We start from the raw sequence: 25869 nt of genomic DNA, 5'->3' as shown, positions 1-25869 counted from the left end.
CCGCTCAGCGACGGCCGTTGACCACGGCCCGGGCGAGCCGGTCGCCGTAGAACGCCGGCTCTGCGCCTGGCCGCCAGGGCAGCGCGGCGACCAGCACGATCAGCGCGAGCGCGAGCGAGTTCTCCATCAGTGCCCCGAACAGGCCGTCCTGGTAGTGCGACATCTCCGGCAGTTGGTGTTCGTACGGCCAGATGGGGGAGATCAGGAAGAGCAGGTAGAGCCCGATCGCGGCGAAGCCGTGGCGGAGCCCGGTCAGCGTCGGGTACCAGATCGGCGGGCGGAGCCCGTTGACCCCGGGTAGACCGCCGAAGACCGCCCCCTGGCCGGTGCGCTGCGGCATCCCCCGGCTCGCCTCGCGGCGACGCACGGCGGCGTCGGCCAGCACGATGATCGCCGGGATCACCCAGACCAGGTGGTGCGTCCAGGAGATCGGGCTGATCACGTTCGCGGTGAGACCGACCAACGTGAAGGCGGTCAACTCGTCACCGTCGGCGCGGGAACTGGCCGCCCGGGACAGGCCCAGCGCCAGGACCAGCACCGAGAAGGCGAGCCACAGCAGCCCCGGGGTCTCGATCGAGTCGTACAGCCGGGCGAGCAGGCCGGCGAGGGACTGGTTGGGCGTCATGTCCGCCGCGCCGACCCGTTCGGTCTGCCACAGCACGCTGCCGAAGTAGGTCCGCGACTCGTCACCGACGATCGCGAAGGTCCCCAACGTCACGCCGATCGTGGTGCCGATGGCGGTGGCCGCCACCCGCCACTGACGGGTGATCAGCAGGTAGGCGATGAACAGCGCCGGGGTGAGCTTGACCGCGGTGGCGAGGCCGATACCGGCCCCCGCCCAGGCCCCGCCGTAGATGAAGCGCAGCAGCGGGCCGTCGGTGGCGGCGTAGTGGGTGCCCCGGCGGGACCGCCAGCGAAGGCCGATCAGGTCAGCCATGATCAAGGCGAACAGCAGGATGTTGACCTGGCCGTAGCCGAGCGTCTCCCGACCCGGCTCGATGGCGACGGCGAGCGGCACCGCCAGGGCCACCGTGAACCACAGTGGCCATCCCAGTCGGTCCACGATGGGTCGGAGCAGCCCGGCCAGCACCAGCGCCAGGGCGGCGATGCTGGCGGCGGCGTTGACCAGGCCGGCCGCGCCGATCGGCAGCTGCGCCATCGGCAGCATGACCAGCCCGGCGAAGGGCGGATAGGTGAACCCGAGTGTGGTTTCGGGCGCGATGAACTCGTAGAGCTCGTGACCGCTCGCCCACCACACCACGGCACCGTGGTAGATCTTCATGTCGAAGAAGTTGTACGGCCGCCCGAAGGTGCCGATGGCAAGCCATGCGGCATAGGCGACGGCGGCCACGATGGCGCCCCGTACGACGTTCCTGCGATCGATCCCGCGCGTCACGCGGTCGATCCCGCGTGTCACACGTTGGATTGGGGCGAGGCGGTCCGCCCGTCTACCGACATCCGTCGGCATGGCGTGGCCACCCCCGTACCAAGGTCGTCCTACCCGTCCAGGTCCTGCACGGAGCCTAGAACGGCGCCTCACGTCAGTGCCTCCCGCGTTATGCGACCGTGTCCGATCCCACACATGTTTTTGACATTTCCACCGCGTTAACGCCTACCGGGTGGTTCAGGTAATTCGTGGCCTTAGCGAGGGGTGTGGGCGGGACGGAGACGGATCGACGCAGGTCAGCCGGGGAGTCGACGTGCGGTGGACGCGGAGCGGACGGCGATTCGGGCCTCGCGGCGGGCGGTCCGGACGGCGCGTTGCATGGAACGTCGAGAGTGGCCGATGCGATGGCCCGTCCGCCACCGCAGACCCGGCTTGCCGCCGGTGTCCGCCGCGGCGAGCAGTAGACCGCCGAGGAGCCCGAGGTTCTTCAGGACATGAATCTGATTGTTGTTCTTGGCGATCGGGTCGTCGTTGTTCCAGAAGGGATGCCCGGCGATGGTCACCGGGACCAGCGTGCCGGCCAGAACCAGCGCCGCAGGTCGGCTGAACCGGCCGGTGGCCAGCATCAGACCGGCGCTGACCTGCACGGCCGCGTTGAGCCGGATCAAGGTCTCGGTCTCGGTGGGGAAGCTCGGGTGCGCCTTCTTCAGCACTGGTGCGACCTTGTCGGTCACCGGTTTGGCGGCCACCGCGAGCCGGCCGGGGTCGCGCAAGTTGCGATACCCGCTGACCACGAAGATGCCGCTCAGCATGGCGCGGGCGAGGGAACGTACGGGCGTCATGGATCAGTCATACCCCGTCGCGACGTTTGCTACCCCGTCAACCGCAGGATCGGATTGGTGTTCGTACACGTACGCCACGCCGAATCGAGCGACCGTCACGGATGGACGGGCGCTGGCGGGTAACGTCGCGCGGGTGACCACGCTGCGGCTACGCCCCGAGGACCCGGCCGACGCCGGACCGGTCCGCCGCGTGCTGGCTGCCGCCTTCGCCCGTCCGGACGTGGCGACACCGCCTGAGGTCAGCCTGGTCGACGAGCTACGCGACACCACCGCCTGGTTGCCGGAGTTGGCCATGGTCGCCGAGTACGGCGGTGAGGTGGTCGGTTACGCGCTGCTCACCCGGGTGCGGCTGCGGCCGGAGCGAGGCTCGGACGTGCCCGTCCTGGCCCTCGGCCCGGTGGCTGTCGCGCCGCACCGACAGCGTGTCGGGCACGGCACGGCGGTCGTGCAGGCTGCCCTGGACGCCTCCACCGAGTTGGGCGAGCGGCTCGTCGTCGTCCTCGGTGCCCCGGTCTTCTACCGCCGGTTCGGGTTCGGCCCGGCGAGTGAACTGGGCCTGACCGGCCCGTGGGCCGGCCTCGGTGAACCCTGGCAGGCGCTGGTGCTGCCGCCGTCCACCAGCGAGGAGGGGCCCCCGCCTCGCGGTGAGGTGCTCTTTCCGGCGCCCTGGTCGAAGGTCTGACCGGGTCGACGCGATTGTCGGGGGTCAGGCCGGCTGCGTCCGCAGGTACCGGCCGAAGTGCGGGACGGTGAAGGCGACAGTGCCCCGCTCACCGGAGTAGATCAGCCCCTTCTTGATCAGCGCGTCCCGGGCCGGGGACAGACTGGCCGGCTTGCGGCCGAGGGCACGGGCGATCTCCGCGGTGGGCACCGCGGCGTCCATGTCGTCGCGGACCACCGCGCCGGGCTCGCCCTCGACCGCGGACATCATGGCCATCGCCCGCATGTACTCGCGTTCGGCGGGAGTGGCCCGTTCGAACCGGGAACCGAAGAACCCGACCGCCAGTTCGGCCTCCGCCTCGGGCGCGGCGACCCGCACGTCGGCGGCGGTGATCGGCGAGCGTGGCGCGTGGTCCCAGGTGGCCTTGCCGTACGCCTGGACGAAGTAGGGATAGCCGCCGGACTTCTCGTAGAGCAGGTCGAGTGCCTTCTGCTCGTACTCGACCTCCTCGCGCTCGGCGGGTGCGCAGAGCGCCCGGTCGGCGGCGATCCGGTCGAGCCGGTCGATGCGTTGATAGCGGAACAACCGTTCGGAGTACGACTTGGCGGCGCTGAGCACGGCCGGCAGGTGCGGAAGGCCGGCGCCGACGACGATCAGCGGCGCGCCGAGCTGGGACAGCTCGTGGCAGGCGGCGCAGAGCGCCGACACGTCCTCCGGGCCGAGATCCTGCATCTCGTCGATGAAGATGGCGATGCCGGTGCCGACGTCGCTGGCCACGGCGGCGGCGTCACTGAACAGTTCGACCAGGTCGATCTCGATGTCGCCGGAGTCGGCCCGGCCGCTGGCGGCCGGCACGTCGATACCGGGCTGCCACCGGTCGCGCAGCTTGGTGGCCGCACCGGCCCGGCCGGTCGGGTTGGACCGCTGGGCGAACGCCTTGAGGACGCCGAGGAACGCGTCGATCCGGTCCGGTGCGCGGTGGCGGGGGGCGAGCTCCCGGACCGCCATGTGCAGTGCGGCGGCGACCGGTCTGCGCAACGACTGGTCCGGTCGAGCCTCGATCTTGCCGCTGCCCCAGAGCCGGTTGATCGCCTGGGACCGGAGGGTGTTGAGCAGGACCGTCTTGCCGACGCCACGTAGCCCGGTGAGCATCAGGCTGCGCTCGGGTCGGCCCCGGGCGATGCGCTCGAGCACGATGTCGAAGACGTCAAGCTCTCGCCCCCGCCCGGCAAGTTCGGGCGGACGCTGACCGGCGCCCGGCGCGTACGGGTTGCGGACCGGATCCACGCATCGCAGATTATCGGGCCATCTAGCTGCGAGGCTAGACATGGATAGATGGGGCTACCGGCGTGTTGAGCCCGTCGAGCACAAACTAGGGCTGTCTAGCGTGGACGCTAGACAGCCCTAGTTTTGGCAATCGGACCATCGATCGGCCAGATCGGACTAACGCTTCTTCAGACAGAGCACGTAGTCGAACAGATCGACCGAGTTGTCGTGCACGTAGTTCGCGGTCGCCTGTGGCGCGAGCGTCTCGCACCGGTCGCCGTCCGTGGTCGCCGGAATTCGCAGCAGCACCTGATAGGTGTTCGGGCCGCAGGGCACCTTGCGGAGTTCCGCGTCGGTCTCACTGCCGTCGTTCACCACGCAGTCACCCCTGGCGAACTCCTCGCCCGGAGTCGGGGCGGCCGACGTCGGGGCGTCGCTGGGCAGCGCGGGTGGAACGTCAGGGGCACTCGTCGACGGGGTACGCGCCGCGTCACTGCCAGCGTCGGCCACCTTCCAGACCGCCCATCCGGCCAGGCCGAGGCACGGACAGAGCACGAGCAGCACCACCACCGTGATGATGAGAGCGACGTTGCGGCCGGTCTTCTTCGCCGGCGCGACGGGCGGCATCCCGTATCCGCCGGGAGGCTGCTGATCCCACGGCCCGGCCGGCTGACCCGGCATCGGCCCGGCTGGCTGACCCGGCATCGGGCCCGCCGGTGGGAACGGCCCGGCCGGCTGACCGGGCATCGGGCCCGCCGGTGGGTACGGCCCGGCCGGTGGGAACGGCCCGGGCGGTGGGTAACCCGGGCCCGAGGTGGGCGGCGGCGCCCACATCGGTGTGGTCGGCGGCTCCGGGTTGGTGGGCGGCGGCGCCCACATGGGTGCCGTCGGTGGCTCCGCGCCGGTCGGCGGCGGACCCCACTGCTGCCGGGTCGGGTCGTCACCGGGCGGCGGGGTGCTCCACTGGGGCACTGTCGGGTCCACCGGTGGTGAGCTGTCCGGCCCACTGGGCGGGCGCTGGTACGGATCGTCCGGCTGATCGGAACCCGCAGGTCCGTAGGTCGTCATGTCATCCCCGGGGGTGGGTGGTCTCAGCGTTGCTTGAGGCAGAGGACGAAGTCGAGAGTGTCCAGCTCACTGTCGAAGAAATACCAGTTGGTGTAGCCCTCGACCTTGCCGCACTTGGCCTCGGCGTCCCGCTCGCCGCTGGTCGGGCCGTCGATCCGGCTCAACACCTCGTACGACTTCGCGGTACAGCCGCTGATCAGCAGCTTCGGCTTGCCGCCGGCGGTGCCGTCGTTGCGGACGCACTGGCCGACCTTCGCGAACCGGGGATCGGCCGACGACTCCGGCGCGGCCGCGCTCGGCGCGGGCTCGACCGCGTCCGCGCTGGGCTCACCGGCAACGGCCGAACTGCTCGGCGCGGCCGCCGGTGCCGGGTCGTTCTGCCCGCGGCGGAACCAGAACACCCCGGCGACGGCCACCACCAGCAGTACGACGGCCAGTACCGCGATCAGCGGCCCCCGACCGCGTCGGCTCGGTGTCGGATCCTCGCCGTACGGGTCGTCGGGTCGGTACGGCTGCCCGCCGTACGGCGGGGTCGGCGGGGTCGGCTGGTACGCGCCGCCGTAGGGCGTGCGGGGCTCGTGGCTGTAGGGCGTGTCCGTCCCGCCACCGTAGGGCGCGCCGGGCGCCGCACCGTAGGGCGGGTTGGGTGGGCCGCCGTACGGCCCGGGTCGTCCCTGCGGTGCGGGCGGGTACGACGGGACCGCCGGCGGGTAGGGCTCCGACGCGGGCGGGTAGGGCTGCTGCGCCGGTCGACCGGGCGTCTCGTCGGGTCTTTGCCCACGCCACGGCCCTGGGTGGCCGCTCCCCGGTTGTCCGTAGTTCGTCATGCCGCCCTCCTGCACGAGTGGTGAGAGGCCGGCCACCAAAGCGCGACGCGGGCTCCGGGGCCACCGTAGCGTGGTCCACTGATGAGCTCACCTCCACCGAGCACCACAGCCCTCGTCGGCCGTCGTGCCAGCAGCACGCCGACAGTGATCTGGACCGCGTTGATCGTGGTCTACGTACTCTGGGGGTCGACCTATCTGGCCATCCGGATCACCGTGGAGACGTTGCCTCCGCTGCTGTCGGCCGCCCTCCGGTTCACGGTGGCCGGCCTGGTCCTGGCGGTGGTGCTGCGACTGCGTCGAGGCCCCGGCGCGCTGCGGGTGGACCGACGGCAACTCGGCTCGGCCGCGTTGGTCGGGGTGCTCCTGCTCACCGCTGGCAACGGCCTGGTGGTGCTCGCCGAATCGGGGCCGCCGGGAGTGGCGGTGCCGTCCGGGATCGCCGCGCTGCTGGTGGCCACGGTGCCGCTGCTGGTGGTGCTGTTGCGCTCGGCCACCGGGGACCGGCCGCCGATCTGGACGTTCGCCGGGGTCACCCTCGGCTTCGTCGGCCTCATCCTGCTGGTGCTGCCGGGCGGTAGTTCGGCCGCGGTGCCGCTGCTCGGGGCGTTGACAGTGGTGGCGGCGGCCACCTCCTGGTCGGTCGGGTCGTTCCTGTCCGGACGGATCCGGATGCCCGCCGACCCGTTCGTGGCCACTGTGTACGAAATGCTGGCCGGCGCGCTGGCGCTGGTGGCCCTCGCCGCCGGTCGGGGCGAACTGGCCGACTTCCACCCGGCGGCGGTGAGCACCCGGTCCTGGTTGGCGCTGGGCTACCTCATGGTGGCCGGCTCGCTGGTGGCCTTCACCGCGTACGTCTGGCTGCTGCACAACGCGCCGATCTCGCTGGTGTCGACGTACGCCTACGTGAACCCGGCGGTCGCGGTGGCGCTCGGCGCGCTGCTGGTGGCCGAGCCGATCACCCCGCAGGTGCTGCTGGGCGGTGCTGTCATCGTCGCCGGGGTCGCCCTGGTGGTGACCACCGAACGGCCGCGTCAGGCGGGCACGGGATCACGATCGGGGGACACGCCGGAGCGCGACCGCCAGTAACGTCCGGCCCATGTCGGCCGCCGCGCTGGTGTCGATCGCGCTGCTCGGCGCGCTGGTCGGCCTCGTCGTACCCCTGGTGTCGCGGCGCTTCGCCACCGCGGACGTCCGGCCATGGGAGTTTCCACTGCCGCAGCCGGTCCGACGGCCCTGGGTCGACCCGATGGCGGCGGCCAGCGTCTTTGTCGGCGTTGCCGTCGCCGTGGGTGACGACCCGGCGCTGCCGGTCTTCCTCGCGGTCGCGGCGGTCGGTCTGGTGCTGGCGCGGGTAGACCTGGCCTGCCTGCGGCTGCCCGACCCGCTGGTGCTCGTCGCCGGGTTGCTGGCCCTCGGAGGGCTGACCACCGCGGCGCTGCTGTCCGGCACTCCCGGCCGGCTGCTCGGCGCGCTGGGAGGTGCGGCGGTCGCGGGCGCGGCACACGTGCTGCTGGCCCTGCTGCCCGGCTCACGGCTGGGTTTCGGGGACGTGAAACTCGCCGCGGTCCTCGGCCTGCCGCTCGGCTGGTTGGGGTGGGACGCCCTGCTGGCCGGGCTGCTCCTGCCGCACGTGCTGCACGGCGGTCTGGTGCTCGGTCTCCTTGCCGCGCGGCGGGTGCACCGGAACACCCTGCTGCCCCTCGGCCCGGCCCTGCTGGTGGGCGCCTGGCTCGCCGTCCTCCTCGACTGACCGCCCTCGCCCCCTCACCCCGCCCCCGGCTTCGTCGATCTTGCAGTTTCTGCGCCGACATAAGGTGCATCCCACGCACAACGACGACCGAAAGTGCAAGATCGACAGGGCATGGGGCGTGGAGGACCGGGGGTCAGATCAGGCGGAGTTGGCGGTCCTTGGGGCGACGGGGTTCGGCTTCGCCGAAGCGTTCGAAGAGGCCGGGGTCGATGGTGCCGAGGAACGGCGAAGGTGCGCAGTCGCGCTCGGTGCCGTGCCGGGTGCGGCGGGCGGCGTGACTGACGTACAGCCGGTCCTGGGCTCGGGTCACGCCGACGAAGAAGAGCCGGCGCTCCTCGGCGACGGCTTCCTCGTCGGGCGTCGAGCCCGGCCAGCGCAACGGCAACAGCCCGTCCTCGACACCGACCAGGAAGACCACCGGGAACTCCAGGCCCTTCGCGGCGTGCAGGGTGAGCAGCGTGACCGCCTCGGCACGCGGGTCGAGCGCGTCCACCTCCGCGCCGGTGGCCAACTGCGACAGGAAGGCCTCCAGGTCGTCACCGCAGCGTCGGGCCAGCGGGGTCAGCAGGTCCACGGCCGAGCGGACGTCCTCGGGACGGACCGTGCTGCCGGCGCCATCCAGGGTGGGCACGGCGAACCGCTCGGCGACCACCTGACCGGCCAGCCGCACCCGGGCGGCCAGTGAGCCGGCCAGACCGTCGGCGTGCCGTAGCTCGCGGGCGATGGCGGCCACCCCGGGCCGGTCCCGCAGCCGGTCGTGGGAACGCTTCTGCACTGGGATGTTCGCCCGGGTCAGGGCATCCACGATCGGGGCGGCCTGCGCGTCGGTGCGGTACAGCACGGCGATGTCGGAGAACGACAGCGAGGTGGACCGGCCGTCGATGCGGCCCGAGTCCAGCGAACGGTGCGACAACCCGCCGACCAGATCGTCGACGGTACGCACCACGAAGTCGGCCTCCTCCGCCACGGACGCCGCCGGGTAGCGCCCAACCAGCGGCGCCTCCGGATCGAGCCGGGCCGGGTCCAGTCGCCGACCCCGGACCAGCGAGGACGGCGCGATGGCCTGCACGGCGGCAGCCAGGATCGGGGCCGACGAACGGTAGTTGCGGTTGAGCCGGACCAGTCGCGCGTCGGTGAAGTCCTCGGAGAAGCGCAGGAAGTAGCCGACGTCGGCGCCCCGGAACGAGTAGATGGCCTGGTCCGGGTCGCCGATCGCACAGAGGTTGCCGTCGGCGGGGCTGAGCAGCCGCAACAGCTCGTACTGCACCTCGTCGACGTCCTGGTACTCGTCGACGAAGATCCACCGCCAGCGGTCCCGGTACCGTTCGACCAACTTCCGGTCGGCCCGCAGCAGTTCCACCGGCAGGGTCACCAGTTCGTCCAGGTCGACCAGGTCCTGCTTGCGTAGCAGCGACACGTACGCGGCGCTGTCGTCGCCGGCCTCGGTGCGTGCTGCCGCCCGCTCGGCGTCGTCGGCGATCCGGAAGTCGGCCGGGAGACCCGCAGCGTCGGCGTTCTCCCGCAGGATGGTCAACCCCAACGCGTGGAACGTACCCACTGTGACGTCCTCGGCGACCGGGCCGAGCAGGCCGTCGAGCCGGTGCCGCAGCTCCTCGGCTGCCCGTCGGGTGAACGTGATCGCGAGGCAGTGCTCGGGAAAGACGTTCAGCTCCGCGCAGAGGTACGCGATCCGGTGGGTGAGCGTCCTGGTCTTGCCGGTGCCCGGACCAGCCACGATGAGCAGCGGACCGCCAGGAGCGGAGGCGGCCACCCGCTGCATGGCGTCGAGCCGGTCCAGCAGGCCGGTGCCGACCTCCTCCATGCCGGAGAGCATCGGCTCGAACGGCTCGTGCGGAGACGGCGGCGACGCGATCGGCGGCGCGGGCGCCGGGGCCGGCTTCCGCTTCGGCTCCGCCTTCGCCGCCGCCGGGCGCTTGGCCGGGACCCGGGGAGCCGACTCCGCGGGTCGTCGCTGCGCCGGCACCGGTACGTCGAACAGCGTCTCCTGCGCGCCCAACTCGGCCGGGTCGAAGAGCGTGATCACGCCGTACTCGCCGTCGTAACCGGGCACCCGGCGGACGTCGCCGCGCCGCAGCCGCCCGATGCCCTCCGCGAGCAGCTCACCACCGGCCTGGGCGATCTCGGCCAGCGGCGTCGTGGTCAGGATCTCCAACTCGGGGCCGAGCGTGGCCAGCAGTTCGTTGAGCCGTCCCTCGACCTTCTTCGACCGGGCACCCACCTTGTTGATCTCGCCGAGGATCTCGGCCAGCGGCACCAGGTGGGTGACGTCCCGGGCGTGTGCCGGCCGGTGCCCGTCCGGGCGGTCCGCCAACTCCTCGATCCGGCTGAGGACGCCCACGGTGAGGGGTTTGCCGCACTCGGGGCAGCGCCCGTCGGCCGCACGGGTGCGCTCCGGAGACCAGTTGACCCCACACAGCCGGTGCCCGTCCGCGTGGTACTTGCCCTCCTCCGGGAAGAACTCGATCGTGCCGGCCAGGCCGTCACCGGTACGCAGCGCCTCCCGAACGGCGAAGTAGTCCCGTTCGGCGGTCAGCACTGTCGCCTCCCGGCCGAGCGCCGGCGGCGAGTGGGCGTCCGAGTTGGACACCAGTTGGTAGCCGTCCAGGCTGCCGACCCGCCAGTTCATGGCGGGGTCGGAGGAGAGCCCGGTCTCCACGGCGAAGATGTGCTCGGCCAGGTCCGCGTAGCAGTCCGCGATCGCGTCGAAGCCGGACTTCGAGCCCAGCGCGGAGAACCAGGGAGTCCAGATGTGTGCCGGCACCAGGTAGCCGTCCGGGCTGGCCTCCAGGGTGATCTCCAGCAGGTCGCGGGAGTCCAGTCCGAGGATCGGCCGGCCGTCGGAGCCGAGGTTGCCGATCCGGCCCAGCGCGGTGTTGAACCGGGCCACCGCGTCCAGATCCGGCAGGTAGATCAGGTGGTGCACCTTGCGGGTCCGGTCATCCCGCTTGTAGATGGTGGAGATCTCCACGCTCAGCATGAAACGGACCGGGTCCGCCTCCGCGGTCTGCGCGAGCCGGGGTGGCAGCCGACGGGCGACGTCCCGTTCCGCCTCCGGGTCGAGCCGGTAGAGCCCCGGTTCGGCCGGGCGCAGCGTCTCCCGCAGGTGGTCGTACCAGGCGGGGTGGGTGAAGTCGCCGGTACCGAGCAGGCCGATGCCCTTACGTTGGGCCCACCACGCGAGGTTCGGCAAGGTGAGGTCACGGCTGCACGCGCGCGAGTACTTCGAGTGGATGTGCAGGTCCGCGACGAATGGCGGTAGGCCACCGGGGGGTACGGCGCTGAACGGGGGCACGCCGCATCCTGTCACGCCCGCCGCGCCGGCCACCCGCCGCCACGCGCGGACGTGACCTCCGCTATGCCGAGCGCAGCTCCACCAGACTGATCTGCGGCTCCGCGCCGACCCGGACCGGCGGCCCCCAGAAACCGGCGCCGTTGGTCACGTAGACCTTGGTGCCGTCGACCTCGCCGAGCCCGCTGACCACCGGCTGCTCCAGCCCGACGGCCAGGTTGAACGGCACCATCTGCCCACCGTGGGTGTGCCCGGACAGTTGCAGGTCGACGCCGTACCGGGCGGCCTCCTTGGCAGCCAGCGGCTGGTGCGCGAGCAGGACCACGGGTCGGCTCGGGTCGCGGTCGCCGAGAGCGGCGGCGAAGTCCGGCCCGGCGGCGAGGCCGGTGCCCGCCCCGGTGAGGTCGTTCACGCCAGCCAGGTCGAGCACACCGCCCCGGGCCTGGATCTCCTGCCGCCGGTTCTGCAGCACCCGCAGACCGAGCCGGTCGACCTCCTGGACCCACTCCTCCACGCCGGAGTAGTACTCGTGGTTGCCGGTGACGAAGAAGCTGCCGTAGCGGGAGCGCAGGTCGCGCAGCGGCGCGGCGGCCGAGCCGAGCTCGGCCACGGAGCCGTCGACCAGGTCACCGACGACCGCGACGATGTCCGCGTCGAGCCGGTTGATCGCGGCGACGATCCGCTCGGTGTGCGCCCGGCCGCGCAGCGGGCCGAGGTGGATGTCGGAGACGGTGGCGATGCGCAGACCGTCCATGCTGCGGGGAAGTTTGGCCAGCGGGATCCGCACCCGGTCGAGATGCGGCGGGCCAAGCGCCGTGCGGATGCCGTACCCGGTGACGCCGGTGGCGGTGAGGCCGGCGAAGATGGCCGCCCCACGGGCCAGCAGCAACCGACGGGACGGGTCGTGGTCCGGTGCCGCTACGGCGCCGGCTGCCGGTGGCTCGGTCGGCCCGGCGGCACCGACCAGCACCGGCTCGGGCGCGGCGGTGGTGGGCTCCGCGGCAACCACCCGGCGACGCAGCACCAGCCGGGTGACCAGCATCGGGACTTCCAGCACGACCAGTACGACCAGCAGGTAGAACATCAGCGCGAGCCACAGATAGCCCGGCCAGGCGAGCCAGTAGAGCCCGGCCTGCGTCCCGGCGAGGGTGACCGGCACGAGCAGGGCCAGCACCAGGGCGGCGATCCCGCCGATCTGTCGCCAACGGCCCGGCGTGGTGGTGTCCCGTACGAGTCGCTTCCACAGGTAGAGGTGGATGAGACCGGTGACCAGCGCCAGGACAGCCACGAACCCCAGAACCGCCATCATGTGTGCGCCTCCCTCAGCCGCCCGCGAACGGGGGCAGGACATCGATCGTGGCCCCGGCCGGTAGGGGTGCCTGACGATCATGACAGGTGACGCCGTTCACGAGGAAACTCGCCACCCGCAGCACCCCGGCGAGCCGGTCTCCGTGGCGCTGGGTCAGCTCGGCCGTGAGGTCGTCGAGTGACCGCCCGGCGGGGATGGCCTCCTCGGCGCGGCCGGCGGCGGCGCGGGCGCCGGCGAAGTAGCGGATGGTCAGCGGTGGCCCCTCCACGCTCAGCCTCCGATCGCGGACATCGGTCGGGTCGGCTGGAGGAAGGTGGGGTCGTCGATGCCGTGCCCGGCGCGCTTGCCCCACATCGCGGTACGCCAGCGCCGGGCCAACTCGTCGTCGTCCGCGCCGGTGCGCAGCGCGGCGCGCAGATCCGATTCTTCGGTGGCGAAGAGGCAGGCGCGGACCTGACCGTCGGCGGTCAGTCGGGTGCGGTCGCAGTCCCCGCAGAAGGGGCGGGTGACGCTGGCGATCACACCGACCCGGGCGGGGCCTCCGTCGACCAGCCAGGTCTCCGCCGGTGCCGCGCCGCGCTCGGCCGGGTCGGGGCTCAGATGGAAGACGGTACGCAGCGACGCCAGGATCTCCTCGGCGGTGACCATGGTGTCGCGAGCCCAACCGTGCTGGGCGTCCAACGGCATCTGCTCGATGATCCGCAGCTGGTAGTCGTGATCGAGGGCGAAGCGGAGCAGCGCCGGCGCCTCGTCCTCGTTGACACCCCGCATCAACACTGAATTGATCTTCACGGGGCTGAGCCCGGCGGCCGCCGCCCCGGCGAGCCCGGCCAGCACTGCGTCAAGGCGGGGGCGGCGGGTGAGCTTGGTGAACCGGTCCGGGTCCAGGGTGTCCAGTGAGACGTTCACCCGGTCCAGGCCGGCCGCCCGCAACGCCGGGGCCAGTCGGTCCAGGCCGATGCCGTTGGTGGTCAGCGAGACCCGGGGGCGGGGTTCGAGGGCGGCGACAGCCGTCACGATGTCGACCAGCCCCTGTCGGATCAGCGGCTCACCGCCGGTGAACCGCACCTCGGTCACGCCGAGCAGCTCGACAGCCACCCGGACCAGCCGGACGATCTCCTCGTCGGACAGCAGCTCGGGGCCGGCCAGCCAGGGGAGACCTTCCGCCGGCATGCAGTAGGTGCAGCGCAGGTTGCACTTGTCGGTGAGGGACACGCGCAGGTCCCGGGCGACACGGCCGTACCGGTCGACGAGGACGCCGTCGGTCCCCGGGGCGACGCTCACCTGTCGACCGTAGCGCGCTCGGCCCGGCTCAGGACGCCGCGGGCGGTCTGGACGACCACATCTCGGAAGCTGACGCCGAAGAGTGCGGTGTGCACGAGCAGCAGATGCAGCTGATGCACTGGCACCCGGTCACGCCAGCCGTCCGGTAGTGGCCAACTCTCCTGATAGGCGGCCAGCACCCGATCCAGGTGGGGGATGCCGCCGAAGAGGGCGAGCTGGGCGAGATCCGTCTCCCGGTGCCCACCGTGCGCTGCCGGGTCGACGAGCCAGGCCCGGTCGTCGGCCCCCCACAGCACGTTGCCCGGCCACAGGTCGCCGTGGATGCGCGCGGGCGGCTCGTCGCCGCCGAGCCCGTCGAGGCGACCGATCACCTGCTCGACCAGAGCGGCATCGGCGCTGGTCAGCGCGCCACCGTCGACCGAGCGTCGCAGGTAGGGGGTGAGGCGCCGCTCGGCGAACCAGGTCGACCAGCGCCCGCCGGTGGGGGTGTTGTCCTGTGGGAGCGAGCCGATGAACCCTGGCCAGGTGGCACCGAAGGCGGTTGCGCCCGCCCGGTGCAGCCCGGCCAACTCCCGGCCGAAGCGCTCCGCGGCCTCCGGCGTCGGTTCGCCGGGCTCCACCCAGTCGAGCGCCAGCAGCTCCGGCAACACCACGATCACCTCGGGTACGCCGACCGCGTCCGCCTCCCGCAGCCAACGCAGGCCGGCGGCCTCGGCGGCGAAGAAACCCTCCGGCGCCGGCCGGTCGGCGCCTTCGGGCCAGGACTTGGCGAAGACGGAGTGGCCGTCGTCGAGGGTGAGCCGGGCGGCCGCGCAGATGTTTCCACCGGCGACCGGCGTCTCCCGGAGCCGCTGATGGGTACGGAAGGTCGGGAGGTGGGTCGGATGCGCGCGCAGGTACGCCAGGTCCATCAGCGCACGGTAACCGCTCCTTACGACAGCCAGGTGTCGCCCGACGACATCGGCGCTCTTTCCGCACCCGTAGGTGTGGCGTGAGCAGGGGAAACACGTTCAGTAACTGTGGATAAGTCGCGTGTCGTCCACAGGGGGTGGCAGGGCCTGGTACGCCCGCCGCAGGCTTCCGACATGACCTCGACCGAACGCCCTCAGCTCGCCGTCCGCTCACCCGCCGATCTGATCGCCGCTGTGCCGTACCTGCTCGGCTTCCATCCCACCGACAGCGTGGTCGCCGTGGCGCTGGTCGGTCGACAGATCGTCTTCGCCGCCCGCGCGGACCTGCCCGATCCGACCGAGCCGGGCGGGTTGGCCGGGCACCTGGCCGGTGTGATCCGCAGGCAGGGCGCGGAGGCCGCCACCGTGGTGGGTTACGGGCAACCGGAGCGGGTCACCCCGGCCGTGGACGCGGTGCGCGACGCGCTCAACGACTTCGGGCTGCACGTGCTCGACGCGCTGCGGGTGACCGACGGCCGCTGGTGGTCCTATCTCTGCACCGAGCCCGACTGCTGCCCGCCCGAGGGTCGCCGCTACGACCCGACCGTCAACCGGCTGACCGCTTCGGCGGTCTTCGCCGGTCAGGTCGCACTCCCCGACCGGGGCGCCCTGGTGGCGCAGGTGGCACCGGTGGACGGCCCGGCCCGGGAGGCGGCCCGCGCGGCCACCGCTCGCGCCGAGCTGAGACTGGCCGAGCTGGTCGAGCAGGCACCCGAGAGTGACCTGCTCGGGGCGCGGGCGCTGCGCGCCGCCGGGGTGGCGGCGGTCCGCGAGGCCCAGCGCCGGCAGCGGCGTGGTGAGCGGCTCGACGACGACGAGGTGGCCTGGTTGAGCCTGCTGATGACCCACCTGCCGGTCCGCGATCACGCGTGGGAACGCACCGACGGCCGGGACCGGGACATCGCCCTCTGGACCGACGTGCTGCGCCGCGCCGAGCCGGAGGTGGCCGCCGCGCCGGGTGCGCTGCTGGCGTTCGCCGCCTGGCGTGCCGGACAGGGCGCGTTGGCGGCGGTCGCGCTCGAACGCACGCTGAGCCTGCACCCCGACTACTCGCTCGCCCTGCTGCTGGACGACCTGCTCCGACGGGGCGTGCCTCCAGCCGAGCTGGACGGCTGGCCGTCGGTCGGGATGCCCGGCGTCATCCGGCCCCGCCGACGGAGCCGACGTGGCCGCCGCTGACCAGCCCCACCGTCCGCGCGGTAATACCGCCGGTGCTACCGAGGTTGATAGGCTGGCGGACGTGACCGTGAAGCGCTCCGTGAGCCTCCCCGACGACGTCGCGGACTGGCTCGACCAGCAGCCCAACGTCTCGGCCGCCATCACCGCTGCGGTGCGGGTGCAGATGGCCCGCGTGCACCTCGACGAGGTGCTGCGGCGAGCAGGCATCGAGGTGACCGAGGCGGGTCGGGCGCGATGGCGGGAGCGCCTGGCGACGCCCATTCCGGCGGACGCTCTGGCCGAGGGACGCCGGATGTTGGGAGGCGCCGGATGAGCGATCAGATCGCTGTCGTGTTCGACGCGTCGGCGTTGACGGCTTACATCGAGGGCAACGTCTCGGTGGGGGAGTTGATGCTGGAGGTCGCCGACGAGGGTCGGCAGGTGGCCATCCCCGCGACCTGCCTGGCTGTCGCCTTCGCGAGCGTGGCCGACGAGATCGATGCCGCGCTACTGGCCCTGATGATGACCGCCCCGATGATCCGACTGCTGCCGCTCGACGCCGAGGACGTGCGCGACACCGGCTGGCTGGCCCGCGCCGCGGCCGGAGACATCTCGTTCGGCCAGGCCGCCCGTGCGGCACTCACCCACGAGGCGCACTACGCGACAGCGCAACCCACTGTGGCGGCGAAGGTGCTCCCCACCAACTGGAGCATCCTCAACCTGGCGTGACGGGTCCTCCGGCGACGCCTCCGTCGAAGGATGTACGCGTTGCTCCTGTCCACGGCCGACGCGGACAGGTCACCGCCGCCGGAGAATGATCTCGTGGCCGTTCTCCGCGTTGGTACGACATGACCCCCGAGTTGCTGCTGTCGCTGGCCGGGCTGGCGTTGATCGACAGCACCAGCATCGGCACCCTCTTCATCCCCGTCTGGTTGTTGCTCGCCCCCGGGCCGGTCAACGTCCGGCGAATCCTGGGCTACCTCGCCACCATCGCGGTGTTCTACCTCGCGGTTGGGCTGCTGCTGGTCTGGGGAGGCAGCAGGCTGGGCGACGCGCTGGGCGGCGCCCTGGACAACCGGGGCGTCCTCTGGGCACAACTCGTCCTCGGCGTGGGAATGCTGGCGCTCAGCTTCCGCTACGACGGCAAGCGGCGCCCCCGTACCGGTGGTGTTTTGCGCTGGCGGGACCGGGCCACCGCCGGAGATTCCTCGGCCCGCTGGTTGGTCGGGCTGGCGCTGCTCGCGGCGCTCGCCGAGGTGGCGACCATGCTTCCGTACCTCGGTGCGGTGGGTCTGCTGGCCACCTCGGGAGTGGGAGCGGCGAGCGTGGTGGCGCTGCTTGCCGGGTACTGCCTGGTCATGGTGCTGCCGGCGGTGTTGTTGCTGGGTGCCAGGGTGGCCCGCCCGCGACTGGTCGAGCCGGTGCTGGCCCGCCTGAACAACTGGATCGTCACGAAGGCGGGCAGCGCGTTGGGCTGGATCCTCGGCATCGCCGGTTTCCTGATCGCCCGTGATGCCGCCGCACGGCTGGCCCTGTTCGACCTGATCGACCGGATCGGTCGCTGACGGGCCGCTCGGGTCAGGCTGGCTGCTCCACCGTGATCCGGTGCGGCCCGGTGTAGACGTTCATGGTCCGCCCGCGCAGGAAGCCGACAAGTGTCATCCCCGCCTCGTCGGCCAGTTCCGCGGCGAGGGTGCTCGGGGCGGACACCGCGGCCAGCAGCGGCAAGCCCGCCATCCACGCCTTCTGGGTCAGTTCGAAGCTGGCCCTTCCGGAGACCAGCAGCAGGTGCCCGGCGAGCGGCAGTCGGCGTTCCCGCACGGCCCAGCCGATCACCTTGTCCACGGCGTTGTGCCGGCCCACGTCCTCCCGGAGCACCACCAGCTCACCGTCGGGGGTGAACAACCCCGCGGCGTGCAGCCCACCGGTCCGATCGAAGCCGCGTTGGGCGGCGCGCAACCGGTCGGGCAGCTCGGCGAGCAGCGTGGCCGGCACGCTGAGCGGGTCCGCCGCGACCGGGAAGAGCGACCGGGTGCGTACCGCGTCGATGCTGGCCTTGCCGCAGACCCCGCAGGAGCTGGTCGTGTAGAAGTTCCGGGACGGGTCGGTGGTCGGTTCCGGTACGCCGGGGGCGAGCACCACGTCCACCACGTTGTACGTGTTCGGCGTCTCCGCGCCGGCGCAGAGTTGCGCGGTCAACACGTCGTCGGTCGACCGGATCAGCCCCTCCGTCAGCAGGAACCCGATGGCCAGGTCCAGATCGTCACCGGGGGTACGCATGGTGACGGCGAGCGGCCGGCGTCGGCCGGGGCCGGCCGCGCCGACCCGGATCTCCAGCGGCTCCTCAACGGCGAGCGTGTCCGGTCGGCGGACGGATCCGCGTCCGGCGGTCGCCGCGTCCAGGTCGATCCGGAGTACGCCCCGTCGATCAGTTGCCCGTCCCATCCCGCCATCCTCCACCCCACTCCAACCCCAACCACCCCCAACCCCGCGCGTTGATCATGAAGTTGTCCGCGCGTGTCGTCGGTGTGTCGAGCGACAACTCCATGATCACCGAGGCGAGGCGAGGCGAGGCGAGGCGAGGCGAGCAGAGGCGCGGCGAGGCGAGGCGAGGCGCGGGGTCGGCACGATCGAGCGCCGGCACGGCTACGGTGGCCGGATGGGGACGTACGCCGCCGTGGTGCTCGCGGGTGGGGCCGCCCGACGGATGGGCGGGCTCGACAAGCCCGCGCTTCCGGTCGGTGGCCGATCGATGCGTGACCGGGTGCTGGCCGCCGTCAGCGACGCGACGCCGCGGGTGCTGGTCGGTGCGGCCGACGCCGTGCCGTCGGGTGTGCGGGTCGTCCGGGAGGACCCGCCCGGCGGAGGGCCGGTCGCGGCGGCGGCGGCCGGCCTGGCGCTGCTGGATCCCGACGTCAGCGTGGTCGCGCTGCTCGCCGCCGACCTGCCGCTGCTCACCCGGGCCGCGATCGGTGAACTGCTGAACCACCTCAAGCCGGAGACCTCCGACACCGAACCGGCGGGCGGCCGCTCTGCTCCCGCGCCGCCGGACCGCAGCGGCTCTGCTCCGGTGCCGCCGGCCGGCAGTGGCCTTGCTCCGGCGCCGCCGGCCCACAGCGGCCTCGACGGCGAGCGGGGACCGGACGGGGCGTGCTTCGTGGACGGGGACGGGCGGCGGCAGTCACTCTGCGGTGTCTGGCGGGTCGCCGCGCTGCGGGCAGCGGTGCAGCGGTTGACGGTCGAGTGGGGCGGAAGTCTGTCCGGAGCCCCGGTCCGGGCGTTGCTCGCCGGTCTCGTCGTGCGGGAGGTGGCCTGGTCCGGCGAGGGCCCGCCGCCGTGGTTCGACTGCGACACTGACGAGGACGTACGCCGGGCGGAGGAGTGGGCGCGATGACGGTGATGGACGACTGGGTCACGGCGGTGTGCGCCGAGTTGGATCTGGACCCGGCCGCGGTGCCGGTGCCGGCGGTGCTGGACCTCGCCCGGGACGTTGCCCACCAGGTGCTGCGTCCGGGTGCGCCGGTCACCGCGTACCTCTTCGGGTTGGCGGTTGGCCGGGGCGCGGAGCCGGCGGACGCCGCGGCCCGGCTCAGCGCGCTGGCCACCGCCTGGCCGGTCGAGCTGGGCGCCGAACCCACGGACCCGGCAACCCCCTGACCGCCGCTGTCCGATCCCGGTCCGGGCTGATTCGACCCACGGGCGGCGTGGGTAGGGTGATCGTGACGGACGGAGGCGATCATGACGGCTGACCACCCCTCGGCGCCGCACGGTGAGCTACCCGGCGCTTCGACTGAGCCGCCGGAATCGATCCTGCTCGACGAGCCCAGCACCACCGACCTGCGGGCGAAGGTGACCGAGGCGTGGCGGGAGTTTGCCCGCGCGCTCGCCGTACGGCTGCGGGAACTTCCCGTTGGCACGCACCTCGACGTGACCCTCGACCCCACCGCCTCCGGCACCGGGGACGCCGTCTATTCGATAAGCGTCGACGTGGACGCGGACCGGGTGCTGTCCGCCCGCGCGGTCGGCAACGCCGCTCTGCCGGCGGGCTACCGGCTGGACCGGGGCGCGGTGGCGGACATGGTCGCGCTCGGTTGGTCCCCGCCCGGGGTGGTCGCCGGCTCCGGCGGTTCCTTCGGGCTGAACGCCACGACGGCCGAGTCGACCCAGGTCGCCACGCTGCTCTCCCGCACGCTGCGGGACGTCTACGGGGCTCCGCACCCGGCCTTCCTCGTCTATCTGGTGCACGACGCCGAGGGCGAGCCGTTGGCCGTGGAGCCGCTGGGCACCGCCCGCAGTGAGTTCGGTCCGGACGCCGACGTCGAGGCGGACCTGGAGGAGGCGTTGGCCGAGGCGGCCGCCGCGCAGGTCGAGCGGGACGACGTGCTCGACCTGGCCGAGCGGGTCCGCACCGTGGTCTCCACGATGTTGAAGTCGGACACCGACCGGTTGCAGATCGACTCGGACGGCGACATCACCATCCGCGCCGGCTCGGCGATGGTCTTCGTACGGGTACGGGACAATCCGCCCCTGGTGGACGTCTTCTCCCCGGTGCTCACCGAGGTGGAGCCGACCGAGCGGCTCTACGTCAAGCTCTCGGAGCTGACGAACCGAATGCCGATCGGCCGCCTCTACTGCGCCGACGACACGGTGTGGGCGTCCATCCCGGTGTTCGGCCGCAACTTCCAGGCGACCCATCTGATGCTGGCGGTGCAGGTGATGACCGGTCTCGCCGACGAGTTGGACGACCGTCTGCACGGCGAGTTCGGTGGCAAGCGGTTCTTCGGTGAGGGTGACAAGCCGGTCCGGCGCGACGAGTCGGAGCACCGCACCGGCATGTACCTCTGAGCCTGATCAGGCCACGTCCAGCAGGGTCTTGCCGACCGTCGCGCGCGCCTCGATGGCGGCGTGCGCGTCGGCGGCGCGTTCCAGTGGGAAGCGCTGGCCGATGAGCGGTCGCAGCTGACCGGCCGCCGCGTCCGCCAGGGCCTGTTCGGTGTACGCCCGCAGCCGGGCCGGTGGCACGTCCGGGCGGACCACTGTGACCTGCCGTGCCGTGGCGGCCTCCGCCGACACCGGGGACCACTCCCCGCTCGCCAGCCCGAAGCTGACCATCCGGCCGCCCGGCGGGAGCAGGTCGAAGGCGGCCCGGGCCACCGAACCACCGACCCCGTCGAGCACCACGTCGACCCCGCCCACCGCAGCGCGGACCTGCTCGGCCCACTCGGGCAGCAGGTAGTCGACGGCCAGTTCGGCGCCCAGGCCGGGTAGCAGGTCCACCTTGCGTCGCCCACCGGCCGCGCCGATCACCCGGGCCCCGGCCCGGGCCGCGAGCTGCACCAACAGGCTGCCGACGCCGCCGGCCGCGGCCTCCACCAGCACCCGGTCACCTGGGCGGACGCCGACCGCCTCGATCAGCATGGTGGCGGTCCGTCCGTCGGCCAGCAGCGCCACCGCCTCGTCCAGAGCCAACCCGGCCGGCACCGCGATCGTCGCCGACGCGTCAACGGCCGCGCGTTCGGCGTAACCGCCGGAACCTCCGGTGGCGCTGACCACCCGCTGCCCGGTAAGCGTCGGGTCGACGTGCGACCCGACCGCCGTGATCACCCCGCCGACGCCGTTGCCGGGGATCAGCGGTGGGGTGAGGCGGAACGGGCCGGGGTGACCGGCGCGCAGTTGGGTCTCGATGAAGGTGATGTTCGCGTGCACGACGTCGATCAGCACCTGGCCGGGGCCAGGCACCGGGTCGGGCGCGGGGCCGGGCATCAGCACCTCGGGCCCGCCGAACTCACGTAACCAGATCGCTCGCATGACAGTCCCCTCGGCCCCGATGGGCTGTCTCGCCCACTCGGGGTCAGTCCATCTCCTCAACCTGGGTTGAGGTCAAGAGGTGCCGGCGGACGGGCCGACGCCGGGCGATTCGACCAGCCGGGAGAGCACGATGGTGCTGCGGGTGGAGGTCACGAAGGACTCGGCACGCAGCCGCTCCAGGGCCGCCTCCAGGTGGGCGATGTCGGCGGCGCGCAGGTGCACGAGCGCGTCCGCCTCCCCGGAGACGGTGTACGCGCCGACCACCTCGGGGTGTCGGCGGGCGGCGACGCCGATCTGCGCCGGGGTGGTCCGGCCGGCGCAGAACAACTCGACGAAGGCCTCAGTGGTCCAGCCGACGGCGGCCGGGTCAACGACGGCCGTGAATCCCCTGATGACGCCGGTGGCGCGCAGCCGGTCGACGCGACGCTTGACCGCTGGGGCGGAGAGTGACACCCGGGCACCGATGTCGGCGTAGGACGCACGGGCGTCCGCGACGAGTAACGCAATGATCCGCTGGTCTACCGCGTCTATCTGCAACGTTCCGCCTCTGGGAAGCAACGCTTGTGGCTGTTTTCAAAGTTCTACGGTACCTACTCTTGGTGACCGTGAACCAGCAGCGTTTCCCGCGAAAGCGGACATATCTCATGTGCTCGCCGGAGTACTTCGCGGTCGAGTACGCGATCAACCCGTGGATGGACGTGACCACCCCGGTCGACCGGGACCTGGCCGTCAAGCAGTGGGACCGGCTGCGCGAGACGCTTGTCGGCCTCGGCCACGAGGTGCACCTGCTCACCGCCGAGCAGGGCCTGCCCGACATGGTCTACGCCGCCAACGGCGGCTTCGTCGTGGACGGCACCGTCTACGGCGCCCGGTTCAAGCACGAACAGCGGGCCGCCGAGGCCGCCGCCCACCACGCCTTCTACGAGGCGCAGGGTTGGCGGTTCATCGCACCCAGCGAGACCAACGAGGGTGAGGGCGACTTCGCGTACGTGCCGGAGGCGCACGGGGGGCTCATCCTGGCCGGGCACGGCTTCCGTACCGAGATCCCCGCGCACGCGGAGGCGCAGGAGGCGCTGGGTCGTCCGGTGGTGTCGCTGCGCCTGATCGATCCCCGCTTCTACCACCTGGACGTGGCGCTCGCGGCCATCGACGACACGAACGTCGTCTACTTCCCGGGTGCGTTCTCGGCGGCCAGTCAGCGGGTGCTCACCCAGCTCTTCCCGGACGCGGTGATCGCTGACGACGAGGACGCGATGGCCTTCGGGCTCAACCTGGTCAGCGACGGCGCGAACGTGGTGCTCAACAGCGAGGCCACCCGCCTGGCCGGCAAGCTCAAGGCGGCCGGATACACCCCGGTCCCCGTCGAGCTGGCCGAGCTGAAGAAGGGCGGCGGCAGCGTGAAGTGCTGCATCGCCGAGCTGCGGCACTGACCCGCGAACGTCTCGGGGCCGGCCTCCCACTGGGAGACCGGCCCCGAATCGTGCTCCGGGTGGGCGTCAGCCCAGCGTGGCCAGCTCGTTGATCAGCACGTTCGACATGACCTGACCGTCGCGCTGCACCTCGCGCAGGTACCACTTCTGCTGCGGGGTACGCGGCTGGTTGAACTGCCAGATGCCGCGCGGGCTGTCGATCTGGCCGATCTTGCCCAGGGCCAGGTTGACCTGCTGCGGCGTCGGCTTTCCACCGGTCAGCTGGATGGCCTGGTCGAGCACCTGCGCCGCGTCGTACGACGCCATCGCGTACGTGGTGGGGGTGACCTGGTACTTCTTGCGGTACGCCGAGGCGAAGACCCGGTTCGACGTGTTGTTCAGGTCGGCCGAGTAGTTCAACGCGGTCTGGATGCCCAGCGCGTTGTCCTTCAGGTTCTCCAGCACGGCGCCCTCGGTGAGGAAGCCGGGTGCGTAGATCGGCCCGGCGAACTTCTCACGCAGTTGCTTGATGAACTCCACCGCCGCAGCTCCGGCGAAGAAGCAGAAGACCGCTGTGGGCTTCTTGGCCAGCGCCTTCGTGATGTCCGAGGCGTACGTCGTCTTGCCGGGGTTGGAGGTGGCGTTGGTGTAGGTCACCGGGTCGCCGATCCGCGGGTCGGTCGCGCCGAACTCCTGCCGGAAGCCGCGGACCACGTCCGGGCTGCCGACGTTCTCCGGCATGATGATCGCGATGCGGCCGTTCGCCGGCAGTTGGTCGCGCAGGTAGCGGCCCAGCGCCCGACCGGCCTCGTCGAGCACGTACGAGGTCCGCCAGATGTAGAAGACGCTCTGCAGACTGCTCGGTGAGGCGTTGGAGCCGATCAGCGGGACCCGGGCCTGCTCCACGGTGTCCCGGATACCGACCATCACCGCCGAGTTGACCACGCCGGTGAGTGCCAGCACGCCCTGCTTGAGCAGGCCCTCGACGGCAGCCTTGCCCGTCTTCGCGGTGTCGCCCTCATCGGCGGTCAGCAACTCCACGGGGTGGCCGCCGAGCCGCTGGTCGTGCAGGTCGAGGAAGAGCTGGAAGCCGTTGGTGATGTCGTCGCCGATGCTCTTGAAACCACCGGCCTGCGGCGTGATCAAACCGATCTTGATCGGGCCCCGGTCGGCGGTCGACTCGGCGTCACCGTCTGAGCCACACGCGGCGACGAACCCGGTGGTACCGAGCGCGGCCAACAGTTGGAGCGCCCGCCTGCGATTCATCTGCGACACCGAGTTCCTTCCAAGGAGCGTTGCAGGGCCGAACACAGCCCCACCGGCGTTCTACCTGGTCCGCGACGCTGCGTCAATGGCTAGTGATCATCGTGCAGGGACCGCAACACGACGAGGACCTGAGGCCAGGCGACGGCCTCCGGGTCGATCAGCCCGAAATGCTCGCATCCGGGCAGTTCAACAAGGGAAATATCGGAACCTGTGGCACGCGCCTCCGCGACGAAATCCCGGCTCATCTCCACCGGGACCTGATGATCGTCAGAGCCATGAACAACTACTATCCGTGTTCGTATCGGTACCAACATCCGTGGATCCGCGCTCGCGTACCGGTCCGGGACCTCCGCCGGTCCGCCGCCGAGCAGCGCGGCGACCGCGCCCGAGTCCAGATCCCGCCGGTACGCCTCGCCCAGATCGGCCACCGGGGCCAGGGCGAGCACTCCGCTCACCGTCGCCGGGGCGGTGGCCGCCACGTACAGCGCCAGGTGGCCGCCGGCGGAGTGCCCCACCAGGATCGGCGGGGCCAGGCTCACCCTGCCGGGCAGCGCCTCGGCCGCCAGCGCCGGCAGCTCGGCCACCCCGGTCAGTACGTCGGTCAGGGTGCCCGGCCAGCCACCTCCGGGCTGCCCGGTGCGGCGGTATTCCAGCTGCGCCACCGGGTAGCCGTCAGCGGCGAGCGCCGCGGCCAGCGGACCGGTGTGCCGCCGGTCGTACTCGGCCCGCCAGAAGCCGCCGTGCAGGACGACGACCAGCGGCCGGGCCGGCCCGGTTCCGGCCGGGAGGCGCAGATCGGCCACTTGATCCGGGTGGTCCCCGTACGCCACGGTCCGGTCGGGCTCCGGTGCGGGCCGGGTCAACACGGCGCGCGGGTCGACAGGCATGGCGCGACGGTAGCGCGCCCCGCCCGGGTGGTTCGGCCCCGGTAGTCGGTCCCGGCCGGCATGGTTCGCGCCCGCTGGGTAAAGATGGTCCCCATGACCGAAGCGCGCTCCGCTGGACAGAACGACGAGCCCGGCCCCGACGACTCCGGCCACTCCGGCACAGTGGTGGTGGTTGGCCCGGACGGCCGGCCGATCGGCACGATGCAGACCGACGAGGGCCAGGGCGAGGACCCGACCCGCCTGGTCGAACAGCCGGCCAAGGTGATGCGGATCGGCAGCATGATCAAGCAGTTGCTGGAGGAGGTGAAGGCCGCACCTCTCGACGACGCCAGCCGCAGCCGGATGCGCGAGATCCACGAGCGGTCGATCGTCGAGCTCAAGGAGGGCCTCGCCCCCGAGCTGCGCGACGAGTTGGAGCGCATCTCGCTGCCCTTCGCCGAGGACAAGGCCCCCAGCGAGGGCGAGCTGCGGATCGCGCACGCCCAGCTCGTCGGCTGGCTGGAGGGCCTGTTCCACGGTATCCAGGCGGCCCTGGTGGCCCAGCAGATGGCCGCCCGGGTGCAGCTGGAGCAGATGCGCGGCGGCCGGCAGGCGCTGCCCAGCGGCCCCGGTGGGGTCGTCCCCGGGATGCCGGGCATCGGCCAGCCGGGCGGCGGCGAGGGTCACAACACCGGTCAGTACCTCTGA

Annotated in this window: 26 protein-coding genes and 1 pseudogene; 12 read left to right on the top strand and 15 right to left on the bottom strand. The window is 72.0% G+C overall.

The window, feature by feature from the left end:
- Positions 1 to 4: 4 nt before the first annotated feature.
- The gene (locus tag GUI43_RS12775) at positions 5 to 1468 is read right to left on the bottom strand and encodes a glycosyltransferase 87 family protein (RefSeq protein ID WP_112583896.1); all 1464 of its coding nucleotides are present in this window, start codon (positions 1466 to 1468) and stop codon (positions 5 to 7) included.
- A 215-nt stretch (positions 1469 to 1683) separates the two neighbouring features.
- Entirely contained in the window at positions 1684 to 2229 is a 546-nt protein-coding gene (locus GUI43_RS12770; RefSeq protein WP_112583895.1) for a DoxX family protein, read from the bottom strand.
- A gap of 133 nt (positions 2230 to 2362) precedes the next feature.
- Here GUI43_RS12770 and GUI43_RS12765 point away from each other — a divergent pair, with 133 nt between their 5' ends.
- A complete protein-coding gene (locus tag GUI43_RS12765) occupies positions 2363 to 2911 on the top strand; it encodes a GNAT family N-acetyltransferase (protein WP_091396674.1) in 549 nt (182 codons plus the stop codon).
- Positions 2912 to 2935: 24 nt separating this feature from the next.
- Here GUI43_RS12765 and GUI43_RS12760 read toward each other — a convergent pair whose 3' ends face one another.
- From GUI43_RS12760 to GUI43_RS34545, 3 genes and pseudogenes are all read right to left on the bottom strand, one after another.
- Positions 2936 to 4177 carry an ATP-binding protein gene (locus GUI43_RS12760; RefSeq protein WP_091396677.1) on the bottom strand — a complete coding sequence of 414 codons (1242 nt, stop codon included), beginning with the start codon at positions 4175 to 4177 and terminating at the stop codon, positions 2936 to 2938.
- 156 nt (positions 4178 to 4333) lie between these two features.
- Complete coding sequence (locus GUI43_RS35025) at positions 4334 to 4783, bottom strand: LppU/SCO3897 family protein (RefSeq protein WP_112584006.1); 450 nt, start codon at positions 4781 to 4783, stop codon at positions 4334 to 4336.
- Between the two features lie 464 nt (positions 4784 to 5247).
- Positions 5248 to 5730, bottom strand: a pseudogene (locus GUI43_RS34545) (LppU/SCO3897 family protein); the annotation flags it as partial.
- Between the two features lie 402 nt (positions 5731 to 6132).
- Here GUI43_RS34545 and GUI43_RS12740 point away from each other — a divergent pair.
- Together GUI43_RS12740 and GUI43_RS12735 are read left to right on the top strand one after the other, a co-directional pair.
- Positions 6133 to 7137, top strand: coding sequence for an EamA family transporter (locus GUI43_RS12740; protein ID WP_181549274.1), 1005 nt, complete (start codon positions 6133 to 6135; stop codon positions 7135 to 7137).
- 10 nt (positions 7138 to 7147) lie between these two features.
- The gene (locus GUI43_RS12735; RefSeq protein ID WP_112583893.1) at positions 7148 to 7801 is read left to right on the top strand and encodes a prepilin peptidase; all 654 of its coding nucleotides are present in this window, start codon (positions 7148 to 7150) and stop codon (positions 7799 to 7801) included.
- 133 nt (positions 7802 to 7934) lie between these two features.
- Here GUI43_RS12735 and GUI43_RS12730 read toward each other — a convergent pair whose 3' ends face one another.
- From GUI43_RS12730 to GUI43_RS12710, 5 genes are all read right to left on the bottom strand, one after another.
- On the bottom strand, positions 7935 to 11114 hold the full coding sequence (locus GUI43_RS12730) for a UvrD-helicase domain-containing protein (RefSeq protein ID WP_112583892.1): 3180 nt from the start codon (positions 11112 to 11114) through the stop codon (positions 7935 to 7937).
- Positions 11115 to 11175: 61 nt separating this feature from the next.
- Positions 11176 to 12420 (bottom strand): metallophosphoesterase, encoded by a 1245-nt coding sequence (locus GUI43_RS12725; RefSeq protein ID WP_112583891.1) that lies wholly within the window; start codon positions 12418 to 12420, stop codon positions 11176 to 11178.
- Between the two features lie 13 nt (positions 12421 to 12433).
- Positions 12434 to 12688 (bottom strand): MoaD/ThiS family protein, encoded by a 255-nt coding sequence (locus GUI43_RS12720; protein ID WP_091396696.1) that lies wholly within the window; start codon positions 12686 to 12688, stop codon positions 12434 to 12436.
- 2 nt (positions 12689 to 12690) lie between these two features.
- Positions 12691 to 13704: a GTP 3',8-cyclase MoaA gene (moaA, locus tag GUI43_RS12715; RefSeq protein WP_112698868.1), complete on the bottom strand. Its 1014-nt coding sequence runs from the start codon at positions 13702 to 13704 to the stop codon at positions 12691 to 12693.
- Positions 13701 to 14615 (bottom strand): fructosamine kinase family protein, encoded by a 915-nt coding sequence (locus tag GUI43_RS12710; RefSeq protein WP_112698867.1) that lies wholly within the window; start codon positions 14613 to 14615, stop codon positions 13701 to 13703. Before GUI43_RS12710 ends, moaA begins: the two co-directional genes overlap by 4 nt.
- 174 nt (positions 14616 to 14789) lie before the next feature.
- On the opposite strand from GUI43_RS12710, the gene GUI43_RS12705 reads away from it, so the two are divergent.
- The 4 genes from GUI43_RS12705 (at position 14790) to GUI43_RS12690 (ending at position 17377) form a co-directional block, all read left to right on the top strand.
- Positions 14790 to 15833 carry a DUF4192 domain-containing protein gene (locus tag GUI43_RS12705; protein WP_112698866.1) on the top strand — a complete coding sequence of 348 codons (1044 nt, stop codon included), beginning with the start codon at positions 14790 to 14792 and terminating at the stop codon, positions 15831 to 15833.
- A 61-nt stretch (positions 15834 to 15894) separates the two neighbouring features.
- A complete protein-coding gene (locus tag GUI43_RS12700; protein WP_112583887.1) occupies positions 15895 to 16146 on the top strand; it encodes a hypothetical protein in 252 nt (83 codons plus the stop codon).
- Positions 16143 to 16541: a hypothetical protein gene (locus tag GUI43_RS12695; RefSeq protein WP_112698865.1), complete on the top strand. Its 399-nt coding sequence runs from the start codon at positions 16143 to 16145 to the stop codon at positions 16539 to 16541. Before GUI43_RS12700 ends, GUI43_RS12695 begins: the two co-directional genes overlap by 4 nt.
- Before the next feature lie 119 nt (positions 16542 to 16660).
- On the top strand, positions 16661 to 17377 hold the full coding sequence (locus GUI43_RS12690) for a GAP family protein (protein WP_112583885.1): 717 nt from the start codon (positions 16661 to 16663) through the stop codon (positions 17375 to 17377).
- Positions 17378 to 17390: 13 nt separating this feature from the next.
- Here GUI43_RS12690 and fdhD read toward each other — a convergent pair whose 3' ends face one another.
- Complete coding sequence (fdhD, locus tag GUI43_RS12685) at positions 17391 to 18257, bottom strand: formate dehydrogenase accessory sulfurtransferase FdhD (RefSeq protein ID WP_112583884.1); 867 nt, start codon at positions 18255 to 18257, stop codon at positions 17391 to 17393.
- A 214-nt stretch (positions 18258 to 18471) separates the two neighbouring features.
- On the opposite strand from fdhD, the gene mobA reads away from it, so the two are divergent.
- The 3 genes from mobA to GUI43_RS12670 all read left to right on the top strand — a co-directional run bounded on the left by mobA (position 18472) and on the right by GUI43_RS12670 (position 20657).
- On the top strand, positions 18472 to 19206 hold the full coding sequence (gene mobA, locus GUI43_RS12680) for a molybdenum cofactor guanylyltransferase (protein ID WP_112698864.1): 735 nt from the start codon (positions 18472 to 18474) through the stop codon (positions 19204 to 19206).
- Complete coding sequence (locus GUI43_RS12675) at positions 19203 to 19469, top strand: DUF6457 domain-containing protein (protein WP_112698883.1); 267 nt, start codon at positions 19203 to 19205, stop codon at positions 19467 to 19469. Before mobA ends, GUI43_RS12675 begins: the two co-directional genes overlap by 4 nt.
- A gap of 81 nt (positions 19470 to 19550) precedes the next feature.
- Positions 19551 to 20657, top strand: a complete 1107-nt coding sequence (locus tag GUI43_RS12670; protein ID WP_112601295.1) for a T3SS (YopN, CesT) and YbjN peptide-binding chaperone 1 — start codon at positions 19551 to 19553, stop codon at positions 20655 to 20657.
- A gap of 6 nt (positions 20658 to 20663) precedes the next feature.
- Here GUI43_RS12670 and GUI43_RS12665 read toward each other — a convergent pair whose 3' ends face one another.
- Both GUI43_RS12665 and GUI43_RS12660 read right to left on the bottom strand, forming a co-directional pair.
- Entirely contained in the window at positions 20664 to 21620 is a 957-nt protein-coding gene (locus GUI43_RS12665; protein ID WP_112698863.1) for a zinc-binding dehydrogenase, read from the bottom strand.
- Positions 21621 to 21692: 72 nt separating this feature from the next.
- Positions 21693 to 22157 (bottom strand): Lrp/AsnC family transcriptional regulator, encoded by a 465-nt coding sequence (locus GUI43_RS12660; protein WP_030331732.1) that lies wholly within the window; start codon positions 22155 to 22157, stop codon positions 21693 to 21695.
- A 59-nt stretch (positions 22158 to 22216) separates the two neighbouring features.
- Here GUI43_RS12660 and ddaH point away from each other — a divergent pair, with 59 nt between their 5' ends.
- The gene (gene ddaH, locus GUI43_RS12655) at positions 22217 to 23050 is read left to right on the top strand and encodes a dimethylargininase (RefSeq protein ID WP_341866351.1); all 834 of its coding nucleotides are present in this window, start codon (positions 22217 to 22219) and stop codon (positions 23048 to 23050) included.
- A gap of 66 nt (positions 23051 to 23116) precedes the next feature.
- On the opposite strand, the gene GUI43_RS12650 is transcribed toward ddaH, so the two are convergent.
- Together GUI43_RS12650 and GUI43_RS12645 are read right to left on the bottom strand one after the other, a co-directional pair.
- The gene (locus GUI43_RS12650) at positions 23117 to 24304 is read right to left on the bottom strand and encodes an ABC transporter substrate-binding protein (protein WP_112583879.1); all 1188 of its coding nucleotides are present in this window, start codon (positions 24302 to 24304) and stop codon (positions 23117 to 23119) included.
- Between the two features lie 80 nt (positions 24305 to 24384).
- Positions 24385 to 25182, bottom strand: coding sequence for an alpha/beta hydrolase family protein (locus GUI43_RS12645; protein ID WP_112698862.1), 798 nt, complete (start codon positions 25180 to 25182; stop codon positions 24385 to 24387).
- A gap of 84 nt (positions 25183 to 25266) precedes the next feature.
- On the opposite strand from GUI43_RS12645, the gene GUI43_RS12640 reads away from it, so the two are divergent.
- Positions 25267 to 25869: a bacterial proteasome activator family protein gene (locus GUI43_RS12640; protein WP_112698861.1), complete on the top strand. Its 603-nt coding sequence runs from the start codon at positions 25267 to 25269 to the stop codon at positions 25867 to 25869.

The sequence above is a fragment of the Micromonospora noduli genome (genome assembly GCF_003264365.1).
Lineage (GTDB): Bacteria > Actinomycetota > Actinomycetes > Mycobacteriales > Micromonosporaceae > Micromonospora > Micromonospora noduli.
The sequence above is the reverse complement of the archived record's forward strand: the minus strand, read 5'-3'. Positions and strand labels throughout refer to the sequence as shown.

What these genes read in the sequence shown, in the direction of transcription:
- GUI43_RS35025 (WP_112584006.1), bottom strand. Translation starts at nt 4,783, where the DNA reads ATGCCGCCCGTCGCGCCGGCGAAGAAGACCGGCCGCAACGTCGCTCTC.
- fdhD (WP_112583884.1), bottom strand. Translation starts at nt 18,257, where the DNA reads ATGGGACGGGCAACTGATCGACGGGGCGTACTCCGGATCGACCTGGAC.
- GUI43_RS12740 (WP_181549274.1), top strand. Translation starts at nt 6,133, where the DNA reads ATGAGCTCACCTCCACCGAGCACCACAGCCCTCGTCGGCCGTCGTGCC.
- GUI43_RS12675 (WP_112698883.1), top strand. Translation starts at nt 19,203, where the DNA reads ATGACGGTGATGGACGACTGGGTCACGGCGGTGTGCGCCGAGTTGGAT.
- GUI43_RS12665 (WP_112698863.1), bottom strand. Translation starts at nt 21,620, where the DNA reads ATGCGAGCGATCTGGTTACGTGAGTTCGGCGGGCCCGAGGTGCTGATG.
- GUI43_RS12670 (WP_112601295.1), top strand. Translation starts at nt 19,551, where the DNA reads ATGACGGCTGACCACCCCTCGGCGCCGCACGGTGAGCTACCCGGCGCT.
- GUI43_RS12705 (WP_112698866.1), top strand. Translation starts at nt 14,790, where the DNA reads ATGACCTCGACCGAACGCCCTCAGCTCGCCGTCCGCTCACCCGCCGAT.
- GUI43_RS12695 (WP_112698865.1), top strand. Translation starts at nt 16,143, where the DNA reads ATGAGCGATCAGATCGCTGTCGTGTTCGACGCGTCGGCGTTGACGGCT.
- GUI43_RS12640 (WP_112698861.1), top strand. Translation starts at nt 25,267, where the DNA reads ATGGTCCCCATGACCGAAGCGCGCTCCGCTGGACAGAACGACGAGCCC.
- GUI43_RS12775 (WP_112583896.1), bottom strand. Translation starts at nt 1,468, where the DNA reads ATGCCGACGGATGTCGGTAGACGGGCGGACCGCCTCGCCCCAATCCAA.
- GUI43_RS12690 (WP_112583885.1), top strand. Translation starts at nt 16,661, where the DNA reads ATGACCCCCGAGTTGCTGCTGTCGCTGGCCGGGCTGGCGTTGATCGAC.
- GUI43_RS12735 (WP_112583893.1), top strand. Translation starts at nt 7,148, where the DNA reads ATGTCGGCCGCCGCGCTGGTGTCGATCGCGCTGCTCGGCGCGCTGGTC.
- GUI43_RS12645 (WP_112698862.1), bottom strand. Translation starts at nt 25,182, where the DNA reads ATGCCTGTCGACCCGCGCGCCGTGTTGACCCGGCCCGCACCGGAGCCC.
- GUI43_RS12770 (WP_112583895.1), bottom strand. Translation starts at nt 2,229, where the DNA reads ATGACGCCCGTACGTTCCCTCGCCCGCGCCATGCTGAGCGGCATCTTC.
- GUI43_RS12725 (WP_112583891.1), bottom strand. Translation starts at nt 12,420, where the DNA reads ATGATGGCGGTTCTGGGGTTCGTGGCTGTCCTGGCGCTGGTCACCGGT.
- GUI43_RS12710 (WP_112698867.1), bottom strand. Translation starts at nt 14,615, where the DNA reads ATGGACCTGGCGTACCTGCGCGCGCATCCGACCCACCTCCCGACCTTC.
- mobA (WP_112698864.1), top strand. Translation starts at nt 18,472, where the DNA reads ATGGGGACGTACGCCGCCGTGGTGCTCGCGGGTGGGGCCGCCCGACGG.